This window comes from Amycolatopsis sp. NPDC051071 (assembly GCF_040682875.1).
In the GTDB taxonomy this organism is placed as follows: Bacteria; Actinomycetota; Actinomycetes; order Mycobacteriales; family Pseudonocardiaceae; genus Amycolatopsis.
In genome coordinates this window covers 1-23,673 of record NZ_JBFBBY010000056.1, presented here as the reverse complement: position 1 = coordinate 23,673, position 23,673 = coordinate 1, and the positions used below count along the sequence as shown (strand labels likewise).

At 67.6% G+C, this 23,673-nt stretch carries 21 protein-coding genes; 10 read left to right on the top strand and 11 right to left on the bottom strand.

The window, feature by feature from the left end; genetic code table 11:
• The first annotated feature begins 2 nt into the window (after positions 1-2).
• From AB0M65_RS19585 to AB0M65_RS19570, 4 genes are all read left to right on the top strand, one after another.
• Positions 3-593, top strand: coding sequence for a flavin reductase family protein (locus AB0M65_RS19585; RefSeq protein WP_364029141.1), 591 nt, complete (start codon positions 3-5; stop codon positions 591-593).
• A gap of 117 nt (positions 594-710) precedes the next feature.
• A complete protein-coding gene (locus tag AB0M65_RS19580; protein ID WP_364029139.1) occupies positions 711-854 on the top strand; it encodes a hypothetical protein in 144 nt (47 codons plus the stop codon).
• 98 nt (positions 855-952) lie between these two features.
• Positions 953-1,483, top strand: a complete 531-nt coding sequence (locus tag AB0M65_RS19575) for a GNAT family N-acetyltransferase (RefSeq protein WP_364029137.1) — start codon at positions 953-955, stop codon at positions 1,481-1,483.
• A 281-nt stretch (positions 1,484-1,764) separates the two neighbouring features.
• On the top strand, positions 1,765-2,226 hold the full coding sequence (locus AB0M65_RS19570; protein ID WP_364029135.1) for an Lsr2 family protein: 462 nt from the start codon (positions 1,765-1,767) through the stop codon (positions 2,224-2,226).
• A 1,573-nt stretch (positions 2,227-3,799) separates the two neighbouring features.
• Here the strand turns inward: AB0M65_RS19570 and AB0M65_RS19565 are convergent.
• Together AB0M65_RS19565 and AB0M65_RS19560 are read right to left on the bottom strand one after the other, a co-directional pair.
• Positions 3,800-4,669 (bottom strand): aminoglycoside phosphotransferase family protein, encoded by an 870-nt coding sequence (locus AB0M65_RS19565; protein ID WP_364029133.1) that lies wholly within the window; start codon positions 4,667-4,669, stop codon positions 3,800-3,802.
• A 120-nt stretch (positions 4,670-4,789) separates the two neighbouring features.
• Positions 4,790-5,638 carry an alpha/beta fold hydrolase gene (locus tag AB0M65_RS19560; protein WP_364029184.1) on the bottom strand — a complete coding sequence of 283 codons (849 nt, stop codon included), beginning with the start codon at positions 5,636-5,638 and terminating at the stop codon, positions 4,790-4,792.
• 146 nt (positions 5,639-5,784) lie between these two features.
• On the opposite strand from AB0M65_RS19560, the gene AB0M65_RS19555 reads away from it, so the two are divergent.
• Positions 5,785-6,201, top strand: coding sequence for a helix-turn-helix domain-containing protein (locus tag AB0M65_RS19555; RefSeq protein WP_364029131.1), 417 nt, complete (start codon positions 5,785-5,787; stop codon positions 6,199-6,201).
• Positions 6,202-6,220: 19 nt separating this feature from the next.
• Here the strand turns inward: AB0M65_RS19555 and AB0M65_RS19550 are convergent, their stop codons facing one another.
• Complete coding sequence (locus AB0M65_RS19550) at positions 6,221-7,960, bottom strand: pyruvate dehydrogenase (protein ID WP_364029129.1); 1,740 nt, start codon at positions 7,958-7,960, stop codon at positions 6,221-6,223.
• Positions 7,961-8,164: 204 nt separating this feature from the next.
• Between AB0M65_RS19550 and AB0M65_RS19545 the strand changes: the two genes are divergently transcribed.
• Positions 8,165-8,695 (top strand): GNAT family N-acetyltransferase, encoded by a 531-nt coding sequence (locus AB0M65_RS19545; protein WP_364029127.1) that lies wholly within the window; start codon positions 8,165-8,167, stop codon positions 8,693-8,695.
• Here the strand turns inward: AB0M65_RS19545 and AB0M65_RS19540 are convergent.
• From AB0M65_RS19540 to AB0M65_RS19520, 5 genes are all read right to left on the bottom strand, one after another.
• Entirely contained in the window at positions 8,662-9,162 is a 501-nt protein-coding gene (locus AB0M65_RS19540; RefSeq protein ID WP_364029125.1) for a choice-of-anchor P family protein, read from the bottom strand. The genes AB0M65_RS19545 and AB0M65_RS19540 overlap by 34 nt on opposite strands.
• A 584-nt stretch (positions 9,163-9,746) precedes the next feature.
• Positions 9,747-10,511, bottom strand: a complete 765-nt coding sequence (locus AB0M65_RS19535) for an ABC transporter ATP-binding protein (RefSeq protein WP_364029123.1) — start codon at positions 10,509-10,511, stop codon at positions 9,747-9,749.
• Positions 10,508-11,557: an iron ABC transporter permease gene (locus tag AB0M65_RS19530; protein ID WP_364029121.1), complete on the bottom strand. Its 1,050-nt coding sequence runs from the start codon at positions 11,555-11,557 to the stop codon at positions 10,508-10,510. Before AB0M65_RS19530 ends, AB0M65_RS19535 begins: the two co-directional genes overlap by 4 nt.
• Complete coding sequence (locus tag AB0M65_RS19525; protein ID WP_364029119.1) at positions 11,544-12,635, bottom strand: ABC transporter substrate-binding protein; 1,092 nt, start codon at positions 12,633-12,635, stop codon at positions 11,544-11,546. Before AB0M65_RS19525 ends, AB0M65_RS19530 begins: the two co-directional genes overlap by 14 nt.
• Before the next feature lie 44 nt (positions 12,636-12,679).
• Positions 12,680-13,168 carry a polyketide cyclase gene (locus AB0M65_RS19520; RefSeq protein ID WP_364029117.1) on the bottom strand — a complete coding sequence of 163 codons (489 nt, stop codon included), beginning with the start codon at positions 13,166-13,168 and terminating at the stop codon, positions 12,680-12,682.
• 208 nt (positions 13,169-13,376) lie between these two features.
• Between AB0M65_RS19520 and AB0M65_RS19515 the strand changes: the two genes are divergently transcribed.
• Positions 13,377-14,594 (top strand): cytochrome P450, encoded by a 1,218-nt coding sequence (locus AB0M65_RS19515; protein WP_364029115.1) that lies wholly within the window; start codon positions 13,377-13,379, stop codon positions 14,592-14,594.
• Between the two features lie 299 nt (positions 14,595-14,893).
• On the opposite strand, the gene AB0M65_RS19510 is transcribed toward AB0M65_RS19515, so the two are convergent.
• Genes AB0M65_RS19510 through proB form a run of 3 tightly spaced genes read right to left on the bottom strand, consistent with a single transcriptional unit; the run spans position 14,894 to position 18,434 of the window.
• Entirely contained in the window at positions 14,894-16,072 is a 1,179-nt protein-coding gene (locus AB0M65_RS19510; protein ID WP_364029113.1) for a pyridoxal phosphate-dependent aminotransferase, read from the bottom strand.
• An 8-nt stretch (positions 16,073-16,080) separates the two neighbouring features.
• Positions 16,081-17,331, bottom strand: coding sequence for a glutamate-5-semialdehyde dehydrogenase (locus AB0M65_RS19505; protein WP_364029111.1), 1,251 nt, complete (start codon positions 17,329-17,331; stop codon positions 16,081-16,083).
• On the bottom strand, positions 17,322-18,434 hold the full coding sequence (proB, locus tag AB0M65_RS19500; RefSeq protein WP_364029109.1) for a glutamate 5-kinase: 1,113 nt from the start codon (positions 18,432-18,434) through the stop codon (positions 17,322-17,324). The genes AB0M65_RS19505 and proB overlap by 10 nt, the downstream gene beginning before the upstream one ends.
• Positions 18,435-18,576: 142 nt before the next feature.
• Between proB and AB0M65_RS19495 the strand changes: the two genes are divergently transcribed.
• The 3 genes from AB0M65_RS19495 to AB0M65_RS19485 are packed head-to-tail and all read left to right on the top strand — an operon-like array spanning position 18,577 to position 23,548.
• Positions 18,577-21,720 carry an amino acid adenylation domain-containing protein gene (locus tag AB0M65_RS19495; RefSeq protein WP_364029107.1) on the top strand — a complete coding sequence of 1,048 codons (3,144 nt, stop codon included), beginning with the start codon at positions 18,577-18,579 and terminating at the stop codon, positions 21,718-21,720.
• Positions 21,717-22,445: an alpha/beta fold hydrolase gene (locus AB0M65_RS19490; protein WP_364029105.1), complete on the top strand. Its 729-nt coding sequence runs from the start codon at positions 21,717-21,719 to the stop codon at positions 22,443-22,445. Before AB0M65_RS19495 ends, AB0M65_RS19490 begins: the two co-directional genes overlap by 4 nt.
• Positions 22,442-23,548, top strand: coding sequence for a hypothetical protein (locus AB0M65_RS19485; RefSeq protein ID WP_364029103.1), 1,107 nt, complete (start codon positions 22,442-22,444; stop codon positions 23,546-23,548). Before AB0M65_RS19490 ends, AB0M65_RS19485 begins: the two co-directional genes overlap by 4 nt.
• Positions 23,549-23,673 lie beyond the last annotated feature (125 nt).

Sequence of the window (23,673 nt, the reverse complement as noted above, 5' to 3'; positions counted from 1 at the left end):
TCGTGTACTGCGGCAACACCGACGCCGATCGCGCGGCGTTCGTCTGGATGGTGAAGAACTCCGTCGTGCCGCGGCCGATCGCGTGGGTGAGCACGGTCAGCACCTCGGGGGTGGCGAACCTCGCGCCGTTCAGCTACTTCGCTCCGATAACGATGGATCCGCCGACAGTCCTGTTCTCCGTGAGCGGCCCGACGGACACCCTGGACAACATCGAGGCGACCGGGCAGTTCGCGATCACGATGGCGCTGAGCGGGCAGGAGGAACTCATCGCCGGGACCGCCGCCACGGTGGCCCCGGACGTCGACGAGGCGCGGCACGTCGGGCTCTCCTGGGCACCGGGGGTCGGCATCGCCGTGCCGCATCCGGCAGGCGCCGGACCGAGCCTGGAGTGCGAACTGGTGACCGTCCAGGAGTTCAAGGGCTCGCGGCTGGTGTTCGGCGAGGTACTCGGGGTGGCCGTGGACGACTATCTGCTTCGCGAAGACGGCAGGCTCGACCAGGACGTCTACCACCCGGTCGGCCGGATGGGTGGCGCCACCTTCACCCGGGTGGACAACTGGGTCCGGCATGCCATCCCGGACGCTTCACCGTGAGAGCAGCAGCCAAGTCCTTACTGGGCCCACGGCACGTGCACGAGTGACTCCGGACGGCGCCGGAGGACCGGCGGTGACGTCTATCTCCACGCATCGCTCGGCTACGGCGACTTGTTCGTGCTGACCTGGTTCGTCGCGTCGGCGGCGACCGTTGGCGGCGCCCTCGGCACCGGCCTGGAATCGGACGAAGCGATCCGCGCGGCCGCGTACTCGAAGCGAGAGGAGGAGCGCCGCGAACGGCTCGCACGCGAACGGACCTGAACGGCAAATGCCCGCACATGCCGATGAGCGTGTTATATCGGGTGCGTCATGCTCGTATCCGTGACAGGTTTGCCTCCGTGCCGGGCGATCATCATGCAATGACATCGAGGCCAAAGCCGGTTGTTCGTATCGTGCAGCTGACCGGCCCCGCGTTCGACTCGCTCGCTCGCGGCGATCTGGTCGGAGCAACCGCGACCAGCCCGGTACCGCTGACGGCCTACCTGACCGGCTCGGACCGGCGTGGGCTGTGGCAGAGGCGCAGCAGGCAGGTCGTGGCGGACCCCAGCAGCGCCGCCTGGGTCACCGGCATCATCTGGGATCAGCAACAACTACTGGCCGTCGGAACAGCCGGCTACCACGGGCCGCCCGACACATCGGGAATGGTGGAAATCGGCTACGCCGTCGACCCGGCGCATCGGCGCCGCGGTTACGCACGGGCGGCCCTGGAATCGTCGCTGGCGCGGGCCGTTCAGGAGCCGCGGGTACTCACCGTCCGGGTCACAATCGGCCCCGGCAATACGGCCTCTTATCGGTTGGCATCGCAGTACGGCTTCGTCAAGGTCGGCGAACAGTGGGACGACGAGGACGGGCTCGAGATCATCTACGAGATCCCGGCGGATCACCTGTAGCCGATCAGCACCGATACGCTTCGACTCCCTGCCGGAGGCCACCGAAAGCGTGATCACCGGCTTTTAGCGCGGCGTCCATCGGGCGCGGCCTGTTCCGGTCGGGTCCAGGCCGCGGTCGCAGGTAGGCGCTCGGGTCGTGACGACATCCTGGTGATTGATCACTCCCTTGCGGCCCGTGATCCCGGCGTGTGTCATACCGCCGATTTGATGAATGGCGGTTACGCTTCTGGTAGGCCGCTGGTGCGGAGAGATGCTGCATGACCTGGTGAAAGGCTCTACCGATGGCTCAGAAGGTTAGTGTCGAGATCGTCGACGATCTCGACGGTGGCGAAGCAACACAGACGGTGCCCTTCGGGCTCGACGGTGTCCAGTATGAAATCGACCTGTCTGACAAGAACGCCCAGGCCCTGCGTGACGCGCTCGAGCGCTACACCGAGGCGGGAACGCGCACCGGCGGGCGGAAGCTTCGCCTCGCTGTCGGCCAGTCCACGGCCGAGAGCGGCAGCGGCCGTGCCACGGCGACGGCAGATCGCGAGCGTAACCAGCAGGTGCGCGCCTGGGCCGCGGAGAACGGCTACGCCATCGCGGAACGAGGACGTATCCCCAACGAGGTCGAGAAGGCGTTCGACGACGCCGAGCGAGCTAACGCTCACGTTGCCGACGTCGAACCCGAACCAGTAGAGGAAGCTCCGGCGAAGCCGGCGCGCAAGCGGGCGCCGCGGAAGAAGAAGGCTGACGCCTGACAGCTTCCCGAGTGAACGCGATGCGCAAGAACGCATTGAACCGTTGGGCTCGGTAACGACTTGAATTCTCGGACAGCAGAGTGCCCTCGGCCATGGCCGAGGGCACTCTGCTGGGATACGAGGTCACTCCCGGTCGTGGTCGCTGCCTTCAGTGACCACGTGGCCATGCGCACCGACGATGCGAAGACCATCGTCGTGCAGAACCAGTTTGGGCGGACCGCCGTCAACGCCTGTGCCTGAATACCAAACCGGCTGCTTCGGCGGGTTGAAGTGCGAAGTCACGATCCCGAAGTCTTCGACGTCGATCCGGTTGTCACCTTGGGTTCGTTCGTCACAGACAAAGAGACCTGCGGCAGGAGCAGTTTCAGTCCGACCGGGTGGCCAGCCTTTCAGGCGAAAATCCGGTTGACTGTTTCGAGTACACGGCGGGACGTCCTGCCGGACGCCGCCTACCGAAAGCTCAGTCTCGCCGAATTCTCACCCATGGAGCCACAATATCGGGCGCCCCTCATAGGCGTCGAAGACTACCTCAATGTATCCCTCCGGCGGAGTTCTCTCCGTAACCTCGAAAAACTCTTCGGGGCGTAGGTCGAAAGCCACAGGACAGTGGCTGAGCCTAACGGTGACTGGAGCACTCGGCGCGCTGGCCACCTGCACCGTATTATCGATCGACGACTTGCTCACCGCCTCAGCGTAACGTGGGCCTCCTGTATCACAAACCAAGACAGGAGTCTTCGCGTATTGGCGTCGCAAAGAAGAACGACATGTATTGCTCGCACCTGGTAGTTCCCGAAGCGTTGGCTTGAGAGAAGGTCAACCCCGAGTTGATACCGACCAGGTTGATCGTATCGCCGCGGTTCGGGGCGACACGACGGATCGAGCACCAAGGCTGCCGAGCCGGTTATCGACGTCTCGTCCGAAAACCGGCCTCCCTTATTTGAGGGGTAAGGCAAACGTGGCGTGACGGATTCGGCGGCGGGAGCGGACTCGGCAGGGTCCGACACCCCTTGGCTGTCCTTAAGGGACACTTGCGACATGTCACGGGTCCGATTAAGGGTTCGTGAGTGATTTGGGTCGTTCTAACGACCCAAATCACTCACGACCCCCGCGGCCGACGCCACCTGTACCCCTGTCGCCACACCTGTCACTGTCCATCATGGACGCATGCGCCCGGGCGGCGCGCAGGCTGTCGTTGCCGACAAGAAGCCCAGGCCAAGAGGTTGATCAACTTCCGCTACGTGGCATTTGGGCTGGAACGCGCATTGCCACTCGCGACCCCCAGTCAAGACCGCACACTCTAGGATTAATCGGACATTTGACCGTCGATCAGCCCGTCCAGCGGTGGTCGCGGCACTCTGGACACGTACTCCACGCCCACAGCATCGCCGACGCCCCGCCTGCATCGCGCGCCGGGATGGCGATGAGCGTGTGCTCTCGCTTTCCACCCGGAGCCGGGTCCGGTGGCTGTGTGGATTTTGACGCGTTGGATGATCCGAAATCCACACAGTCCCGCACGACAGTTCCTGTCACCTCCGGATCTGAGCAGCCGAACCACTACCCGTCACGGCGATCTCTAGCCGAGGAGGGCCTGGGTGATCTGGCGGGTGGTCTGTGCGGCGACCCGGGGGTTGACGGCGGCGTAGGAAACATAGGCGTTCAAGCCGGTGGCCAGGGCCCACCCGCGACCGCGAGTCCAGGTGGCATCGTCCACCTCGAGCGCGGTGCGGAAAGTGGCTCGCGTTTCGGCCGACATGAGGGTGAAGGCGATGATCAGGTCGCAAGCCGGATCGCCCATCCCGAGCTCACCGAAGTCGATGACGGCGCTGAGGCGGCCACTGGTCGTCAACAGGTTGCCGGTATGGAAATCGCCGTGAAACCAGACCGGTGGCTGGTTCCATTCGGGGGCGGCGAGGGCAGCGTCCCACAGTTTGGCCATGGCCTCGGTATCGAACGCGTCGCCGACTTTCGTGATGGCGGATCGCGTCGCAGCGTCCCGGGTGGCCAGTGGCAGGCCGACGAGATCGTCGGTTTTCTCGGAGTCGAACCGGTGGAGTGCGGTCAGGAACCCGGCCAGCACCCTGGCGGCCTCGTGCGAGCCGGACAGGGCATCGACGGTCGCCACCTCGCCGTCCAGCCAGCGCGACACCGCCCACGGCCACGGATAGCCGAAGTCCGGTTCTCCCACTTCCACCAGTACGGGTATTGCCAGCGGCAGATGCGGGGCAAGCCGGGGCAACCACTCGGCTTCCTTCCTCGCCTGCTTGATCGCACCGCCGTGGCGAGGCAGCCGAACGGACAGTTTCGCACCCAGCCGGTAGATCACATGATCCGAACCGGCCGGGGCGTACGGAAGCAACGGCAACTCGGCCCATTGCGGGAACTGTTTGTCGATCAGACGCCTCGCCAGCGCGGCATCGATCGCCGGGGTCGTTTCGACAGACAAGGACAGCTCCCACAGGTTGACCGTGGCGGCGATCGTGTCACGGCCTTCGCGCGACGATCAATTGGTTTATCCGGCTCGCTCGTGAACCCGCGACGCCACCGATATCCGCGTATGAGTCGGTTACAGAGTGCGATCGCGTGATCCGGCGGCGAGGAAGGGTGTCAGGACGCGGAGCAGTTCCTGGGGCCGGTCCAGCGGAATGATGTGGCCGCAATCCTGGATGACGTGGCCGGTGAGGTCGTCGGCGACGGGGCGCAACTGCTGTTCCAGCGCGCGGCCGATGGGGTGAGCGCCGATCGCCATGGTGGGCATGCTGAGCCTGCCACCTGCGACGGCCTCGCTGATCTGACGCGCGTTGGTCGTCATGGCGCGGTAGTAAGAGAAGGCACAGCGCAAGGCGTCGTGTCCGGTGTAGGCGCTGGCGAAGGCGTCGCGGATCTCCGGCGGTACACCGCGACCTCGGGTGCCCGCGGCGAGAAACCAGTCGAGGTACTCCGCCTCGTGTCCTTTCAGGACCGTTTCGCCCAGACCGGGGACGGAGTGGAAGCCGAACCACCACGGTGGGCCGTCGGCGAGGAAGTCCTCGGCGCCGGGCAGGGCACCGAGCAGCGATTCCATCACGACGAGTCGCCGCACCAGGTCCGGCCGCCGCATGGCGAGCAGGAAGGCGACCGGGGTACCGGCGTCGATGGCGACCACGGCCGCGGTGGGTTCCGCGAGGGCGTCGAGGATGCCTTCGGCGTCGGCGGAGAGGGTGTCCGCGTCGTAGCCCTCCGCCGCGCGGGTGCTGTCGCCAAGCCCGCGTAGATCTGGAGCGATGACCCGGTGGTGCTCGGCCATCGGGCCGATGATCTCTGTCCACAGCCGCCAGGTGTGTGGAAAACCGTGCAGCAGCAGGACTGCCGGTCCTGAACCGGCGACGGCCACATTGGCTTCGATGCTGTTGGTGGCGATCCGCCGTAGCACGATGTCGGCCCTGTGCCGTGGCGAAGCGGTTGCGAATGGTGTGCCGGGCACGGCGCCTCCAAGTTGGTTACCATTGGTTACCTGGAGACGTTAAGTAACTTCGACAGTGCTGCCAAGACGGCACCTTTCCCACAGGTGGTGAGTTCCAGGTGACCTCCCAACCGGCGCGCTCGGCACGAAGTGGACGCGGCGACTTGTTCGATCCCGAATGCCCGACCCGACGGCTGCTGGACCGCATCGGCACAAAATGGACGTCAATGGCGGTCAAGGTCCTCGCGGAGGCAGCCCCGCACGAGGTCCGTTTCGCCGAGTTGCGCCGTCGGATGCCCGGTATCTCCCAGAAAATGCTGTCGGTGACCCTGCACAGCTTGATCCGCGACGGCCTCGCCGCCCGCCGGGTGGAGCCCACCGTGCCACCACGCGTGCACTACCGGCTCACCGATCTGGGCTCGTCGCTCGAGGTCCCGCTAGCGGCGCTCCGGGCATGGGCCGAGGAGCACATGGCCCAGATCGACCACGTCAACAAGATCAGCGACACCCGCGACGAGGTCCAGAGTGGACAGTGACGCAGTGCAGGACGTTTGTTCACGGCCGGGGGATGTTGCGGAGGTTGGCCCGGGCGAGGTCGATCATCCGGCCGACGCCGCCTTCGAGGACGACCTTGCTCGCGGCCAGAGCGAATCCGCCGAGCTGACCGGCGGTGATATGCGGCGGAACGGACAGCGCGTTGGCGTCGGTCACGACGTCCACCAGCGCGGGACCGTCGTGGCTCAGCGCGTCCTCGATGGCCGAACGCAGCCGGGTCGGATCGGTCACCCGCTCGGCGTGCAGGCCGGCACCGCGCGCGATCGCGGCGAAGTCGACCGGGCGGTGGTCGGTCTGATAGTCGGGCAGGCCGTCGACCAGCATCTCCAGTTTGACCATGCCCAGCGATGAGTTGTTGAACGTGACGATCTTGACCGGAAGGTCATGCAAGGCGACGGTGAGCAGTTCGCCGAGCAGCATGCCCAGTCCCCCGTCGCCGGACATCGACACCACCTGCCGGCCCGGGTAGGCGAACTGCGCGCCGATGGCGTGGGGCAACGCGTTGGCCATGGTGCCGTGCAGGAACGACCCGATGACCCGGCGGCGGCCGTTGGGGGTGAGATAGCGGGCGGCCCATACATTGCACATGCCGGTGTCCACGGTGAAGATCGCGTCGTCCGCCGCGAGCTCGTCCAGCAGGTCCGCGGCGAACTCTGGGTGGATGGGGACGTGCCGTTCCACGTCACGGGTGTACGCGTCGACGACGTGTTCCAGCGATTTGCAGTGGTCACGCAGCATGCGGTCCAGGAACGCCCGGTCGGTTTTGCGCCGCAGGAGCGGCAACACGGCCCGCAGGGTCTCCCGCACGTCGCCGTGCACGGCCAGTTCCAGCGGGGTGCGCCTGCCCAGCCGGGTCGCGTCATGGTCGACCTGCACGGTCCTGGCCTGGGGCAGGAAGGAGTCATAAGGGAAATCGGTGCCCAGCAGTACCAGCAGATCCGCGTCGTTCATGGCCCGGTAGCAGGCGCCGTAGCCGAGCAGGCCACTCATGCCGACGTCGTAGGGATTGTCGTACTGGATCCACTCCTTGCCACGCAGGCTGTGCCCGACCGGCGCCTGGACCGCCTCGGCGAGCTCCATCACCTCGGCGTGCGCGCCACGCACCCCGGCACCGGCGAACAGGGTGACGGTTTCGGCGTCGTTGATCAGCTCGGCGAGCCGTGCCACCTGAGGCTCGGGCGGTACGACCGTCCCGTGCTCGGTGACCGGCACCCCGCTCCCGGTAGGCGAAGTGGCCTCGAGCTGCGCGACGTCGCCCGGCAGCACCAGCACCGACACCTCGCCGCGGGCCAATGCGTGCTGCATGGCGATCCGCAGCACCCTGGGCATCTGGGTGGGCCGGCTGATCTGCTCGCAGTAGCCACTGCAGTCGATGAACAGCCGTTCGGGGTGGGTCTCCTGGAAGAACCCGGTACCGATCTGGCCGGACGGGATGTGCGAAGCGAGCGCGAGTACCGGCGCGCCGGTGCGGTGCGCGTCGTAAAGACCCTGCACCAGGTGGGTGTTGCCGGGCCCGCAGCTACCCGCGCATACCGCGAGCCGTCCGGTCAGCTGGGCCTCGGCGGCCGCGGCGAACGCGCCCGCCTCCTCATTGCGCACATGCACCCAGTCGATACCCGGGGTACGACGGATGGCGTCGACGACCGGGTTCAAGCTGTCACCGACCACGCCGTAGATCCGTTCCACCCCGGCCTGCACCAGGACCTGGACGAACTGCTCGGCGACGTTGGGCTTGGCCATCACGACCCCTTCGATGCTGCGGCGGCGGGAACGCCCCCATGATCCACGTGACGAACCCACCTCGCAGGTTCTGTGCGCGGGCGGGTGACAGCGGCGCGGGGGTATCCGCGTCTATGAAGGATCTGGGACGTTGAGTGTCCTAATTCCTTCATAGACAAGCTCGAGATCACGCCACGCGCCTCCAGGCGAGGGCATCATCGAGACATGCCGATCCTCACCGGCCCTGAAGCGCTCACCCCGGAAACCATCATTCGTCCGGCCAAACCCGGCGAGGAGAACACCGTGCTCGACCTCCTCGCCGAAGCCGCCACGTGGCTGGCCGGTCGCGGAATCCGGCAGTGGCCGCGACGCTTCCCACAGAACTCCGTCCGGCACCAGATCAAAGCTGGGGAAGCACTGCTGATCACCAGACAAGGCAAACCGATCGCGACCTGTGTGGTCGTCGACGACGACCCCGGCTTCTGGGGCGACACCACGGAATCGGCCTACTACCTCGGCCGCCTCGCCGTCGCGCGCGAAGCCGCCGGAGCCGGCCTCGGGCTCCGGATTATCGACTGGATCGACAAAAAGGCCGCGGAAACGGGCAAGTCATTCGTGCGCCTGGCCACGGCCGACGACAACCCTGCTCTACGCGGCTACTACGAGCACATGGGATTCGAGCACGTGGCAGACCCGCCCGGAGCGAAATGGCCCACCAGCCTTTACCAGAGAAGAACCCGGCCCCACCGCGAATGATCACGGATTCCTTGCCAGGCCGAGGGTTCCGGCCGCGCCGCGTACTTTCGCCAGCACTGGCCACCGGATCCAGCGCGGTCGCCGGGACGGACAGGATCGTCCGCCCCGCCCCGGTTCACCGGATCACGCCGGCCGGGGTTTCCGGCCGGGTACGCGGTGGTGCCGCGCACGTCGGCCTGGGATTCCGCGAACACGATTTTCGTGAGCGCGGTGTCCAGCGCGACGGCCTGCTGCTTTACGACGCCGTTCGCCACGGTCTGGCCGTTGAGCTTCAGTGAGCCGATGACCAGCGGAATGGTCAGCGGCGCCGAGCCGACGGTGATCGCCTGGCCGTTGATCTTCAGCGAGGCGACGTTCGAACTGCCGGCCAAGACCGGGGCGAGACCGCCCGGCGCCGGCTGACAGGTCGCCGTGGCCTGCGACTGGATCACGCCGAGTTCGATGTTCAGCCCGAGCGTGCTGATCACCGTCTTGTCGATCTTCGCCGACGCCAGCGCGATCGCCCGCGGCCGGGGCCACCGACTGGTTGTCCGGCGTGAGATCGGTCGACGCGGTCAGCACCTGGGTCTCGACCTTGATCAGGCCGAGTCTCGACGTACCCACGCGAGACGCCGTCGACCTGGTAGTCGACCACGAAGGAGAGTCGGCGTCTCTCACTCTTCAGTGCGACGGACGCCGGGCATCAGTGACCCTGAGTGAGCACTTCGCTGGACGAAGCACGAATTCCGTCGGCGATGTGCACCGAATGTCGCAATGGCGGCGATCGGCCGAGACCACGGTGAGACATCCGCGGCCCCGAAGCCGGATTCAGTCTCGACCGTCCCCTCGCGGGCGAAGTTCGGTTCCGCCACCGAGTTCCGGAACAACCGGATCAAACGTTCCGAGCCGACGGATGACCGCCGGAACGTCGGTTTCGGCCGCGCACCCGAATCGCCCTAGTGTCCTGAGGCGTGCTCAAAGGCGGATCACGCGTGCTTAAAGGCGAAACTCACGTGCTTGAAGGCGGAACTCGCGTGATCAGATCAAGAGTGTCGCGACGACGCCTCTCGCCTCACTGGTTCGCGGTGACCAGATGCGGGCGGCCGGTGAGTGGATGCGGGACGATCGCGCTGCGCACGCCGAACACCTCGGCGACTCGCTCCGGTTCCAGCACTTCCGACGGCACCCCGGCGGCGAGCACGCGGCCGGAGCGGAGCAGGACCAGCCGGTCGCAGTAGGTCGTGGCGTGATCGAGGTCGTGCAAGGCGACCACGGTGGTCAGGCCGAGTTCACGGACGAGGCCGAGCAAACCGAGCTGGGCGCCGATGTCCAGGTGGTTGGTCGGTTCGTCCAGCAGCAGTACCGGGGTCTTCTGCGCGAGCGCCCGCGCCACCAGTACCCGCTGCCGCTCGCCGCCGGAGAGCCGCGTGAAGACGCGCCGCGCGGCCCACGCCATGCCCACCCGGTCCAGGGCGTCCCGCACGATGTCGCGGTCGTCGGCGTTGTCCCGTTCCAGGATGCCCTTATGCGGTGTCCGTCCCATGAGGACGGTCTCCTCGACCGAGAAACCGTTGTCCAGATCGTGATCCTGGACGACGACCGCCGTACGCCGTCCCGCTTCACGGGCGTTGCCGCGCCAGACGTCGGACTCTCCGATGTGGACTGATCCGCGCACTGGTTTCAGGGCCCGGTACACACAACGCAGTAAAGTACTTTTCCCGGACCCGTTGGGGCCGATGAGCCCGGTGACGGTTCCGGTCTCGACCTCGACACTCACGTCGCCGAGGATCGGGAGGTCGTCGATCATCACGGACAGGTCCTCGATCTGGATCTTCACCGCAGCGTTCTCCTCCGGCCACGCAACAACATCAGGAAGAACGGCGCGCCGAGCGCGGCGGTGAAGATGCCGATCGGCATTTCGTTCGGCTTGTTCACCGTGCGGGTGGCCAGGTCGACCAGCACCAGGAACACCGCACCGCCCAGCAGGGACACCGGGATCACCTTGCGATGGTCCGGGCCGACGACCAGCCGGACGGCGTGCGGGACCACCAGGCCCACGAACCCGATGCCGCCGGCGACGCTCACCACCGTCGCCGTCAGCAAGGACGCCGCGACGAGCAGCAAGACCCGCAACCGGTTGACGTCGACACCCAGCCCGGCAGCGGTGTCCTCGCCGGTCGCGAGCGCGTTCATCATGCGGCCCCGGCTCATCAGCCACAGCCCGGTGACCGCGGTCGCGACGGCCGGGATCGTGAGGTCCGCCCAGGAGGCTCCGGCGACCGAGCCGAGCAGCCAGAACATCACCCCACGCAGTTCCGAGGGATCGACCAGCAACTGCAGCAGGCCGGTTCCCGCCATCCCGAGGTAGGCGACGGCGACCCCGGCGAGGACGAGACTCGTCCCGATCAGCCTGCCACCGCGTTGCGCCATCACGAACACCACCAGCAGGCTCAGGGACGAGCCCGCGAACGCGCCACCGGCGACACCGATCCCGGCCGCGATCCCGGTCGTCATCACCACGACCGCGCCCAGCGACGCGCCTGCCGTCACGCCGAACGTGTAAGGGTCGGCGAGCGGATTCCGGACCAGTGTCTGCAGGCACAGACCGGCAAGACTCAGCCCGGCACCCGCCACCGCCGCGAGCAGCACCCGCGGTGTCCGGAACGTCCACACGATCTGATCGGTCAACGGGTCGAGGCCCGCGGTGTCGCCGGTCAGATGCGCCCACACCACGGCGACGACCCGCGCGACGGGGACATCGACCGTGCCGACGCCGACGGAGAACGCCACGGCCAGCGCGAGCGCGATGGCCAGTCCGCCCACCAGCAGGATGAAGCCCTTGCCCTGCACCGGATGCGGACGTCGCTGGTCAACGAGCCGCATCGGCGATCTTCCGAACGGCGATCGCGTTGATCGGGCCGAGGTAGAAACTGTCGGAGACGCTGGTGAAGGTCTTGGACTTCGACGCCTGCCAGTAGGGGAACTTGGCGAACAGCTCCTGTGCCATCGCCTCCGGCTTCTCCCCCGGCTGGAACAACCCGATCACCAGTACGTCGACCGGTGCGGCGGCGAGTGCTTCGGCGTTGATCTCGGCGAGCTGGGTGTTCGTCTTGCCCGCGAACGGGTTCACGCCACCGGCGCGGCCGACGATGTCGTCGTAGATCCCGCCGCCGAACACCGCGGGCAGGCCGTTGTTGTTCATCATCGACATACCCGGGTAGACGACCAGGATGTGCTTACGCTCCTTGCCTGCCACGCCCTGCTGGATGGCGGCGATGTCGGCGCGGGCCTTGTTGACGTGGTCCGCGGCGCGCTGCTGGACGTCGAAGATCTCACCGAGGCTCAGCAACAGCTCGAACGACGACTCGATCGACTGTTTTCCGTACCGCTCCTTGTCTTCCGGCCGTGCACCGGTGTCGCCGTTCGCGCAGTTGGACGGCGTGACGAAGCTCTTGATCCCCGCCGCGTCGAGCTGATCACGGGTGACCGAGCCGACCTTGTCGTCGAAACCGCCCGCCCAGGTGGAGATCACCAGGTCCGGTTTGAGGGCCAGTACCTGTTCACGCGGGACCTCGAAGTTCTCGTTCAGCTTCAGATTCGCCGTCGGGACCGCCTTGACCTTGTCCACGAAAGACGGATCGTCCGAAACCCCGTATGACTGGCTGTTGGCCAGGATGTGGTCCTGGATCCCCAGCACCACGAAGCTTTCCACCTCGGCCACCGAGGTGCCGTTGAGCAGCACCACGCGTTTCGGCGGTGCGTCGAAGGTGACCTTCCTCCCGCAGTTGTCGATGGTCAGCGGATACACGGTGGGCTTCGCCACGGCAGGTGGCGGAGCGACCGTCTCGGAACGGGAAGCCGTACTCGCGGAATTCCCGATACCGCAAGCGGCGCCCGCCGCGAGGAGCACGCTCGCCAGGAGGACGTGCCCGGCGCGGCGGGCGCCGTCGAAGGAAGACATGACCAAAAAGTCGGACGGGCACCGGGAAAAGTTCCCGCCCGCGTTCAGGTCCGGGAAGCCGCCGTGGCGAGTTCGGCCAGATGGCGCAACGAGTTGCCGAGGTGATCGGGACCGAAGGGCGGGAACCGCAGGTATTCCCGGATGGACGCCGGCACCGCCGACCAGTCGTAGGTGAGCGTGACCTCGGTCTCGGCCGGTCCGGCGGGCGCCAGGTCGTACCGCCAGAACCAACCGCCGAACTCCGGTTCCCCGCCGTCCTTCTCCTGCCCTGTCAGCCAGCCGATGACCTGCGGCACCTCGAACACCTGGACCTTGTTGACCACCCGGTAGTCGCCGTCCTCACGGCTCGGGTGGTACATCTCCATCCGGAAGAGCTGTCCCGCCTCGGTCAGCGGCGCCCGGTCGACCGGTTCCCGCACCCAGCCGGTGCCGTCGATCGCGGCATGGGTCCCCGGATCCGCCAGCACCGCGAAAACCCTGGCGGTGGGCGCGGCGACGGTCAAGGTGACGCTGAGGTTCTCCTGGTCGGACATCGTGGGTCTCCCGGTGAGTGGCGGCCGGCCCGTCGCCGGCCTCTCACCCTGCCTACGAACGAGCCGGGCCCGAACCGACACTCATCGCACGATGAGCCTCCCTGCGCGGCTCCAAATGTGACCTAACTCACATCCCATTTGTCCGATTACCGGGGTTCGCGGCACCGGCATGCTGCTGGTGACGGAATGTCCGAGACAAGGAGGCTCCATGACCGGAGACAAAGCCGCTACGCAGTCGTTTCCGATGGCTCGCGCGGCGAGTTGCCCACTCGCCCCGGCACCGAAATTGACCCGGCGAGCCGAACTCGACCCGGTGTCGCGTGTGCGGCTGTGGGACGGCAGTACGCCGTGGCTGATCACGCGTCACGAAGACGTGCGTGCGGTGCTGGCCGACCCACGGGTCAGCGTCGATGCCACGCGGCCCTCCTTTCCGCACACCAATGCGGTGAGCAAGGCACGCGATACGCGAATGAAGACGTTGATGCAGATGGACGCGCCGGAACACACCGCCCAGCGACGGCTGCTGACGCCGGAATTCACGATCAAGAAGATGGAGGTTCTCCGGCCGCGGATCCAGCGGATCGTCGACGACCTCATCGACGAAATACTGGCCGGGCCGAAACCAGTGGATCTGGTCAAGGCTTTCGCTTTGCCGGTCCCTTCGCAGGTGATCTGCGAACTGCTCGGCGTGCCCTACGCCGATCGCGCCTTCTTCCAAGGAGTGGCCCGCACGCTCGTCATGGACGAAGGCGATCCCGGACAGGCCATGGCCGCCAGCGAGGAACTGAACACCTATCTGGAAAACCTGGTGGCCGAGAAGAACGCCGAACCCGGCGACGACTTGCTCAGCACACTGACCGTCGAGCAATTCCGGACCGGCGCGATGACTCCACGCGAGATCGCCACGCTGGGCCAGCTTCTCCTGGTGGCCGGGCACGACACCACCGCCGCCATGATTGCTTTGGGCACGGTCGCGCTCCTGAACCACCCGGAACAGCTTGACGCTCTCCGGCACCGCGACGATCCGACGGCGGCGGCCGACGCCGTGGAGGAACTCCTGCGCTACTTGTCCATCACCCACACCGAAGCCCGCCGTGTCGCGCGGGAAGATCTGGAGATCGGCGGACAGCTCATTCGCGCCGGTGACGGCATCATCGCGGTGAAGAGCACCGCCAACCGGGACCACGAGGCCTTCCCGGATCCCGGCACACTCGACCTCCGTCGCAAGGCCCGCCACCACGTCGCTTTCGGCTACGGCAAGCACTTGTGCCTCGGTGCTCCACTGGCCCGAGTGGAGCTTCAGGTCGTGTACAGCACGCTTTACCGGCGCATACCGACACTGACGGCGGCGACGCCACTGGATGAACTGGCCTACAACGAGAACGCGGTCTTCTACACGGTGCGGGAGTTACCCGTCACCTGGTGATGGCGCACGAATCGGCGTGGCCGGCAGCGGTTTCCGGAGCGGCATGCGACGTTCCGGAAACCGCGCCGGGCACGGCGTCAGGCGAACCTGACCTTGATCGCCAGGCCGCCGTCCTGCCTCGGTAACTCGCGTGCTTGGAGACGTAACTCGCGTGCCTGAATGTCGAACTCGGTGTGCGGGGTCTGAGCACGCGAGTTACGTCTCTGAGCACGCGAGTGCGGCGCCGTCTGCCGAGGAGGCGGAGCCGTGCGTCAAGGCGGCAAAGCACTCACGACCCTCACGAGACCCCGGCGACGGCATCAGCTCGTGGCGTCGATCAGGTTCCGGATCGCGGCGATGCCCCTCGCCACCCGGTACGGCGACTCCGTGCCGACGGAGATACGGATGTGCCGATCGCACGACTCGCCGTAGGCAATGCCTGCCACCACGCTGACCGCGCTTTCCCGTAGCAGCCTGGTGGCGAACTCGACGGAATCCAAAGTGGACTCACCGAGCGAGGCGAACAGGTAGAACGTCGCCGAGCCGGGCAGCGTTTCGATGCCGATGTCGGCGAGCTGGCCCGCGACCTCACGGCGTAACTCCACGACCCGGCGGATCTGCGGCCGGGTGATCGCCAGGATGTCATCGAAGTGTTCGGCGAGATACCAGGACAGGATGGTCGGCGCGCAGGTGATCAGATGCTGGTTGATTTTCAGCACCTGGTCGATCAGCTCCCGGTGCGCGATGAGATAGCCGATCCGCCAGCCGGAAACCCCGTAGTTCTTGGACATCGAGTTGACCGTGACGGTATGCCGCAGCTCCGGGTCGAACGAGCCGCAGGCCCGGAACGGGGTCTCCGGCGGCACGAACTCGTGGTACGCCTCGTCGGCGATCACCACCAGGCCTCGCGCGTCCGCCAGGTCGTGCACGAATTCCAGTTCGGCGTCGGTGTGCACCCGGCCGGAGGGATTGTTCGGGTTGTTGATCACGATGGCCCTGGTGCGCGGCCTGACATAGCGGGCGAGGTCGAACACTGGCACGTCCTGCGGGACCAGCACCGGAACGCCGCGGCAGAGCCGCACCTGCTCGGGGTAGCTCAGCCAGAATGGTTCCGGGATGATCACTTCGTCTCCCGGTTCGAGCAGCGCGAGCAACACCATGTAGATCGCCACCTTGGAGCCGGCGGTGACGATGATCTCGGTGTCCGGGTCGACCGGGACGTCGAAGCCTGCCCAGTACCTGGCCAGCCGCTGCCGCAGCTCCGGCAGCCCTCGGGAGTGCGAGTAGTGATGCAGGCCGTGCCCGGCCAGGTCGTCGAACCGGGGCAGCGGCAGATCGAAGAACGCCTCGCCGAGCGAAAGCGAGATGATGTCTTGCCCGGCGGCGCTCAGCTCGTAGACCAGGTTGTTGTACTGAATGGACAATGCCTGCGCCGTACCGTCCACAAGGGACGAAGGACGGATCGGCGATGCGGCTTGGACAATGGACAATGGACTCACCGGCTCCCTTAAACGACCCGCGTCTGCCCGGTGCCCCAGACGACGTTCTTCACGGTGGTCAGCGCGGCCAGCCCGATCGGCCCGCGAACCTGCAGTTTCTGGGTGGACACGCCGATCTCGACGCCGTAGCCGAACTCGCCGCCGTCGGAGTAACGGGTCGACGCGTTGACGAACACGCTGCCGGAGTCCACCTCCCTGGCGAACCGGCGGGCCACGTCGATGTCCCGCGCGACGATCGCCTCGGCATTGGAGGTACCCCACCGGCCGATATGCGCGATCGCCGCGCCCACGTCCGCCACCACCCGCACGGCCAGCACCAGGTCGAGGTACTCGGTGCCCCAGTCCTTCTCGCGGGCGGCCACCGCCTTGGGCCAGACCTCGCAGACGGTCGCGTCTCCGCGGATCTCCACACCCGCGCCCGCCAGCTCGTCGAGCACGCCGGGCAGCCAGGTACTGACCAGCTCTTCGTGCACCAGCAGGGTTTCCATGGCGTTGCACACGCTTGGCCGGGAGGTCTTCGCGTTGACCGTGACCGCCGTGGCCATGGCCAGGTCCGCCGAGTGGTCGATGTAGACATGGCAGTTACCCGCGCCGTCGATCACCGTGGGCACCGTGGCGTTGCGCTCGACGGATTCGATCAGCTCCGGGCCGCCACGCGGCACCAGCAGATCGACGAACTCCTTGGCGCGCATCAGTTCCCGGGCGGCGTCACGAGACGGATCGGTGACCAGCTGGACGACGGCCGCCGGCACCGCGTCGTGTCGTGCGATCGCGCTGTCCAGCGCCGCCATGATCGCCGTATTCGTCGCCATGGACATCGAGGAGCCACGCAATACCGCGCAGTTGCCGGACTTCAGGCAGAGCGCGGCGACCTCGGCGGTGACGTTGGGCCGTGCCTCGTAAATCACCGCGACCACCCCGATCGGCTCGCGGACCTGCTCGATCAGCAGGCCGTTGGGCCTGGTCCAGCCGTCGACCACCTGGCCGACCGGGTCCGGCAGGTCGGCGATGGTCCGGATGGCCGAGACCAGACCGTCCATCCGCCGCTCGGTCAGGGTCAGCCGATCCACCAGGGTGGCCGAGACGCCGTTGTCCCGTGCGGCGGCGACGTCCGCGTCGTTGGCAAGGACGATCCGCGCGCGGTGTTCCTCGATCGCGCCTGCCATGTCCAGCAGCAACGCGTTCTTCCGCGCGGTGGTCAGCCCTTTGACCTCGGTCCAAGCCTCAGCCGCGGCGCGGCAGAAGTCGGTCACTGACATGGCAGGTCCTCCCTGATCTGTACATAGTCGCCGCCGTCGACGACGGAGGCGGTCGGCTGGCAGCCGAGCTCGGCGGCACAGCTCAGCGGGCCCCTGGCGAGAGGTCGCCCTCGCTGGTCACAGATGTCGACCACGTCGCCTGCCGCGATGACGCCGTAGGCCGCGGCGATGTGGTGGTGGCATACGGTTTCGCCGCGTACGACGACCTCCTCGCCGTCCCGGGTGCAGTGCAGCGCCCCGACCGGCGGCGTTCGGAACGCGCGCCACAGCGTTCCGATGCCGGGAGTCGCGCCGGTGACCGCGCGCGGGTGGAACACCGTGCCCACCGGACGGCCGCCGTGCGCGGCGATCAGCACGCCGGGGTCCGCGCTCTCCGCGATGACCGTGCGTACCCCGCTGAACGTGGCGATCCAGCACGCGCCGAGTTTCATCCGCATACCGCCGGTGCCGCCGTCGCCGATCGAGCCGCCTGCCAGCCGTTCGGTCTCGGCCGTCAGCACCGGCACCTCCTCGATATGGCGGGCACCCGGGGCCACCTTCGGATTGCTGTCGTACAGGCCGGACACGTCGGTCAGCAACAGCAGCAGATCGGCTTGGAGGTAGCCACCGAGCAGTGCGGCGAGCACATCGTTGTTACGCACGCCGAGCGCGTCGTTCTCGTTCACCACCGGGACCATGCCCAGCGCCAGCATGGTGTGCAGGGTCTGCCGGACACCGCCGCCCCGGACCTCCTCGACAAGGTCGGGTGGAGTGAGCAGGAGCTGCCCGGTCTGCACGCCGCGGTCGGCGAACGCCGCCTCGATCGCCGAGTACAACTTCGACTGGCCGAGCGCGGCGGACACCTGCAGCGCCACCGGGTCGTCCATGGCAAGGGCGGGGTGCCGGTTGCGGCCGATCGCGATGGCCCCGGAAGCGAGCAACACCGGGCGCAGGCCCGCTATGAGTCCTCTGTGGACGGTTTCGCACAGCCGATCGAGTTTGGCCGCGTCCAGCCTGCCGCCGGTGATCAGCGAGGACGTGCCTATCTTGAGCACCACCCGGTCTCCGTGTGGTGTCACGTCGTCGCTCGGCCTCGCGGTGGCAGGCAAGCTGTTGGTGGACATGCGGCAGATACTCGCCGCCGTCGATGTACTACCGATGTGTTCGCGGTACGCCGACGGTGTTTCGCCATCCCGGCGAGGGCGCCACACTGCTGCTGCATCATGGGAACATCGGCCGTACATCGGGGCTGGCAATTCTCTCGGCATGACAGTCGAACTCCAGCCGTCCGACACGGCGACACTGCCCCTCACCGAGTCCCAGAAGGGTCTGCTGGTGGTGGACAGTCTGGTGCCGACGAAGCAGATCTACAACCAGGTCATCCAGTTCGATCTCGATCCGGCCAAATGCGCCGCCCCACTGGCCGACGCGGTGCCGCAGGCGCTGATCGCACTGGTCACCGTCCAGCCGGCGCTGCGCCAGATATTCCGGCTGCGGCCGGAAATGCACGCCGTGCTGCGGCCACCGCCCACCGCGGACGAGCTGCCGCTCGAGTCGATCTCCGTACCGCCCGCCGAGTACGCCGCCACGGTCGCCGCGCTGGGCAGGGACATCGGCCGCGCGCCGTTCGACCTGGAGACCGGGCCGGTGTACCGGTTCGGCTTCGTACGTGCCACCGATGACAGCGCAGCGGCGATCATGATCTGCGGGCACCATCTGGTCGGCGACGGCGTGTCCATGGGTCCGATCGTGCGTGACCTGGACCGGGCCCTCGCCGGTCCCGTGGACGTGGAGACGCTGCGGGTGAGCCGGGAAGCCGCGCTGGTCAAGGAACTCAACGCACAGACCAGGGCGGCGAGCTCGCCACGCACGGCCGGACAGGTCGCCGCCTGGGCGGAGCGGCTGCGTGAGGTCCCGCCACTCGTGCTGTACCCGCGACCCGACCGTCCACAGCAGACGGAGTTCGGCGGCCAGCGAATTTCCTGGACACTCAGCGAAACCGAGACCGAGCGGTTCCAGACCACCTGCAAACGGCTCGGTGTCAGCCCGTTCGTGATGCTGTCCGCGGTGTACGGCACGGTGCTCGCCCGGCACGGCGGCGTGCGTCAGGTGCTGATCGGCAGCCCGTTCACCGCGCGGCGCACGATCGGCTCGTACGACCTTTGCGGTTTCTTCGTCAACACCTTGCCGGTCACCGTCGACGTGGACTGGACACGCACGGTCGACGAGCACCTGGACAAGACGGTTCGCGCCGCTGTGGATCACTGCCGTTCCAGTGTGGACGTTCCGTTCAACCAGTTGGTGGCGCAGGTGCGGCCGGACCGGCCGAGTGACCGCAACCCGCTGTTCTCCTGCATGCTGGCCATGCAGGACACGTTCGATCCGGCGACCGGGACCGGCGCGGTGGTCGGCGCGTACGAACCGGGCAACGGTACCGCCAAATTCGACCTGTGGCTGGGCGCCACCCTTGTCGACGGCCGTTGGCTGCTCGAACTGGAGTACGACCACGCGCTGATCCCGCATACGATCGCCGACGGTCTGCTGGATTCGACGCGGACCGCGCTGCGCCGGGCGGTGGCCGACGGCAAACTGACCCTCGCCGAGCTGTTCGACGACGCCTCGGCAGTACAGAGCCTGCGCCACGACGGGTATCCGGTGCATGTTCCGGCGCCGACACTGTATGACTGGTTCGCCGAGACCGCGTGCCGAACTCCGGACGCGATCGCCGTCACGGAACCCGGCCGTGCCCTCACCTACGCCGAGCTTTCCCTTACCGCCGAGCGCATCGCCGCGGGACTCGCCGAACGAGGCGTCGGCCAAGGAGACGTCGTCGGGCTACAGCTGGACTCCCTCACCGAGACCGTCATGTCGATACTGGCGATCCTGCGGCGTGGCGCGACCTACCTGCCGCTGGAGTCGAGCCTGCCGGCCGACCGGTTGTCGTACATGGTGCGGCAGTCCCATTGCCGGGTGGTGATCGGCTCCGGCCTGACACTGCACGGGGTCGAGGTGACGGCCGCCGCCGACCTCAAGTCCGATGTGGACGTGTCACCGGCCGCGACGCCCGAGTCCGCGGTGTACGTGATGTTCACTTCCGGCTCGACCGGCCTGCCCAAGGGTGTCCTCATGGGCCACCGGCCGCTGCTCAATCTCGCCGCCTGGCAGATCGCCGCGTTGGACATGACCGGGGACAGCCGTTTCCTCCAGTACGCACCCGCCGGTTTCGACGTGTCGTTCCAGGAGATCCTGCCAACGCTGCTGGCCGGCGGGACCGTGGTGTCCCGGGAACCGGCCGACCGGCGCGACTTTCCCGCGCTGGTGCGCCGGGTCGCCGACACCGCGGTGACCCACCTGTACCTGCCGGTGGCGGCACTGCGCCCGTTCGTGTTGTCCGTACGAACACAGCGAGCCCACCTGCCGTTGCTGCGTTACCTGTGCGTGTCCGGCGAGCAGTTGCTCGCCGGCGAAGAGATCCGCGCGTTCTTCACCGACCATCCACAGTGCACACTGGTCAACCACTACGGGCCGACCGAGACCAACGCCGCGACCACACGGCGGCTGACCGCGGCCGACCCGCCGTGGTCACGCCACGTCCCGATCGGCTTGCCGCTGCCGAACGTGGCCACGTACGTGGTCGACGACACCGGCCATCTGGCTCCGGCGGGGGTGCCCGGCGAGTTGCTGCTCGGCGGCCACGCACCCGCGAACGGCTACGTCAACGACCCGGAGCGCACCGCGGAACGGTTCCTGCCCGACCGGTTCACCACCGGCGACACGCTGTACAAGACCGGTGATCAGGTGGTGCGGGACGAACACGGCGCACTGATCTTCCTCGGCAGGCAGGACACCCAGGTGAAGATCCGGGGCTACCGGGTGGAGCTCGGCGAACTGGAGACCGTGGCGACCGGGTTGCCGGGTGTGCTGCAGGCGGTGGCCGCGGTGCGTGGTGCCGGGATCGACCGCAGGCCACTGCTGTTCCTGCTGCCCGAGCCCGGCGCGACGGCCGACCACGAGCGTGTCCGGGAGGCGCTCACCGAGCGGCTGCCGTCGTACATGGCGCCCGCGGAGATCATCGACATCGAGTCGGTGCCGACTTCCCGCAGTGGCAAGACGGACCGGGCGGCGCTGGTGAAGCTGGCCGAGAAGCTGAGCGCACAGCGCGCGGCGGAGCCCGCCCCGGTCGCCGAGTACGCCGACGACCTGGAACGGGAGCTGGCCGGGATCTGGGCCGAGGTGCTCAACGTGCCACTGGTCGAGCGGGACCGCCCGGTGCTGGAGTACGGCGCGCACTCGCTGAACATCTTCACCGTCATGGGCCAGGTGCAGGAGCGGTACGGGGTGACCGTGCAGCTGGTCGACTTCTTCCGCTCGCCGACCGTGGCGACGCTGGCAGCGCAGGTCCGGCAATGACCGAGCCGACCCGCGAAGAAGCACCGAACCGGCTGGTCACCCTGGTACGACGCAAGGATCGGCCGGTGTGCTTGATGTTGCCCGGCGCGGGTGGCGGGCTGAACCCGTACTTGCGGCTGGCGTCCTACCTCGGCGGGCAGTACAGCGTCTACGCCGTGCGCGCGGCCGGGCTGGTGCCCGGCGACACGCCGGAGGACAGCATCGCGGAGATGGCGGAATCCGCCCTGTCCGCACTCGGCGACCGCTCCCCCGCACTGGTGTTCGGCTGGTCGCTGGGCGGCACCGTCGGCTGGGAGGTGTGCGTGCGGCTGGCCGACCGGGGAGTGCGCCCGGATCTGGTGATCGTGGACAGTTCGCCGCTGCCCCGCCACGCCACACCGGACGAGGACGAGCGGATCAGGAAGCTCATCGTGGCGGGCCTCGGGCCAAGGCCGGACGGGGACACCGTCGCCAGGGTGGAGCGCACCTTCCGGTCGCAGGTGCGCGCGCTCGCCGGGTACGCCACCGAACGCGAGTATCCCGGCCGGGCACTGATGCTGATGTGCGAGGACGCCGACGACGGCATCTCCGGCCGGGAAGTCGCGCTGAACCGGTGGCGTGAACTGGCGCCGGATCTGCGGACGGCGACGCTGGACGCCGGGCACTACGACGTATTCGAGCCGGCGCATCTGGACCAGCTCACCGGCGAGATCGGCGCGTTCCTCGGTCAGGAGCGAGAGGCGTGACCGCCCCGGCCGAGACCTACGACCGGCGCTGGTCGCCGGTGCTGGAGACCGTGCGCGCGGACGCGCTGGATTGCTTCCAGGCCAACCTCGCCGTGCTGGCCGACCAGCACGGCGGGGCGGGCACGCACCTGGCACTCGGTGCCCCGCTGCGGTTCGACCTCGAACCAGGACCGCGTGTGGCCTCCTCGATGCCCTACCGGCTGGCCGCCGCGCAGGAGCTGCTGGGGCTGCGGGTGACGCGGCGCTGGGACGGCGTCGACGGCGCCCGGCTGCGTGCGCTGGTGGCCGAAACCGGTCCGCTGTACGTGATCGCCGACGCGCACCGCCTGGCGTGGACGCCGTACGCCGGCCGCCGTCACACCGAGCACACGTTCCTTCTGTCCACATCGGACACAGTGGTGGACGCCTATCACGACGAGACCCCGTGGGGCTCGTGCCGTCCGGGCGTATGGCGGCTCTCCCCCGCCGAAATGGACGCCATGCTGCCCGCGGTCAGCGCGCTGCGGTTCAACACCGAACCGGTCGCTCACCAGCCCGACGTACTCGCCGCCAACGCCAGGGCCATGGCCGACGCCATCCCCGCCATCGACGCCTACCTCTCGGCGGACCACGGCGAAGGCCTGGTGCTCGACATCTGGTTGCTTGGCCGATCGCGCCTGCTGCACGGCGCGTGGCTCGCCCGGAACGACCAGCCGAGCCCCGAGGTCGACGAGCACGCCCAAGCCTGGCTCACGCTCGCCTCGAAAAGTTATGTGGCGTGGCGCCGATCCCGTACCGGCACGCCACCCGCGGCCGTACTGGACGACCTCGGCCGCCTGCTCCACGAGGATGCCGCCATCGCCACCCGGCTCGCCGCGCGGCACACGGCCCGCGCTGCCGTGCTCGCCGCGATCCAGGAGGTGCTGCGGGTCGACGAGCCCACCGCCCGTACCGCCACCACCCTGCGCGAGCTCCCCAACTACAACTCCTTCCGGCTGGTGGAGATCATCGAACGAGTCGAGGCCCGGCTGGCGGTGGCACTCCACGACGACGACCTGACTCCCCAGACCTTGCAGGACATCGACGCGCTCTGCGCGACCTTTGCCCGACGGGCAGCCGAGTGAGGCTCCAGCAGCTCCACCAGCCACCACGGTGGCGCGTGAAGGACCCCTTCCCTCGGCTCAGCCGAGGAAACTCGACCTTCACACCTTCCCCAAGTACATGAAGGCCCCCTTCCTTGCGCCTAGCG

Coding starts and splice junctions, on each gene's coding strand:
- AB0M65_RS19575 (WP_364029137.1), top strand. CDS start 953: ATGACATCGAGGCCAAAGCCGGTTGTTCGTATCGTGCAGCTGACCGGC.
- AB0M65_RS19570 (WP_364029135.1), top strand. CDS start 1,765: ATGGCTCAGAAGGTTAGTGTCGAGATCGTCGACGATCTCGACGGTGGC.
- AB0M65_RS19550 (WP_364029129.1), bottom strand. CDS start 7,960: ATGGCCAAGCCCAACGTCGCCGAGCAGTTCGTCCAGGTCCTGGTGCAG.
- AB0M65_RS19545 (WP_364029127.1), top strand. CDS start 8,165: ATGCCGATCCTCACCGGCCCTGAAGCGCTCACCCCGGAAACCATCATT.
- AB0M65_RS19530 (WP_364029121.1), bottom strand. CDS start 11,557: ATGCGGCTCGTTGACCAGCGACGTCCGCATCCGGTGCAGGGCAAGGGC.
- AB0M65_RS19525 (WP_364029119.1), bottom strand. CDS start 12,635: ATGTCTTCCTTCGACGGCGCCCGCCGCGCCGGGCACGTCCTCCTGGCG.
- AB0M65_RS19520 (WP_364029117.1), bottom strand. CDS start 13,168: ATGTCCGACCAGGAGAACCTCAGCGTCACCTTGACCGTCGCCGCGCCC.
- AB0M65_RS19515 (WP_364029115.1), top strand. CDS start 13,377: ATGACCGGAGACAAAGCCGCTACGCAGTCGTTTCCGATGGCTCGCGCG.
- AB0M65_RS19505 (WP_364029111.1), bottom strand. CDS start 17,331: ATGTCAGTGACCGACTTCTGCCGCGCCGCGGCTGAGGCTTGGACCGAG.
- proB (WP_364029109.1), bottom strand. CDS start 18,434: ATGTCCACCAACAGCTTGCCTGCCACCGCGAGGCCGAGCGACGACGTG.
- AB0M65_RS19495 (WP_364029107.1), top strand. CDS start 18,577: ATGACAGTCGAACTCCAGCCGTCCGACACGGCGACACTGCCCCTCACC.
- AB0M65_RS19490 (WP_364029105.1), top strand. CDS start 21,717: ATGACCGAGCCGACCCGCGAAGAAGCACCGAACCGGCTGGTCACCCTG.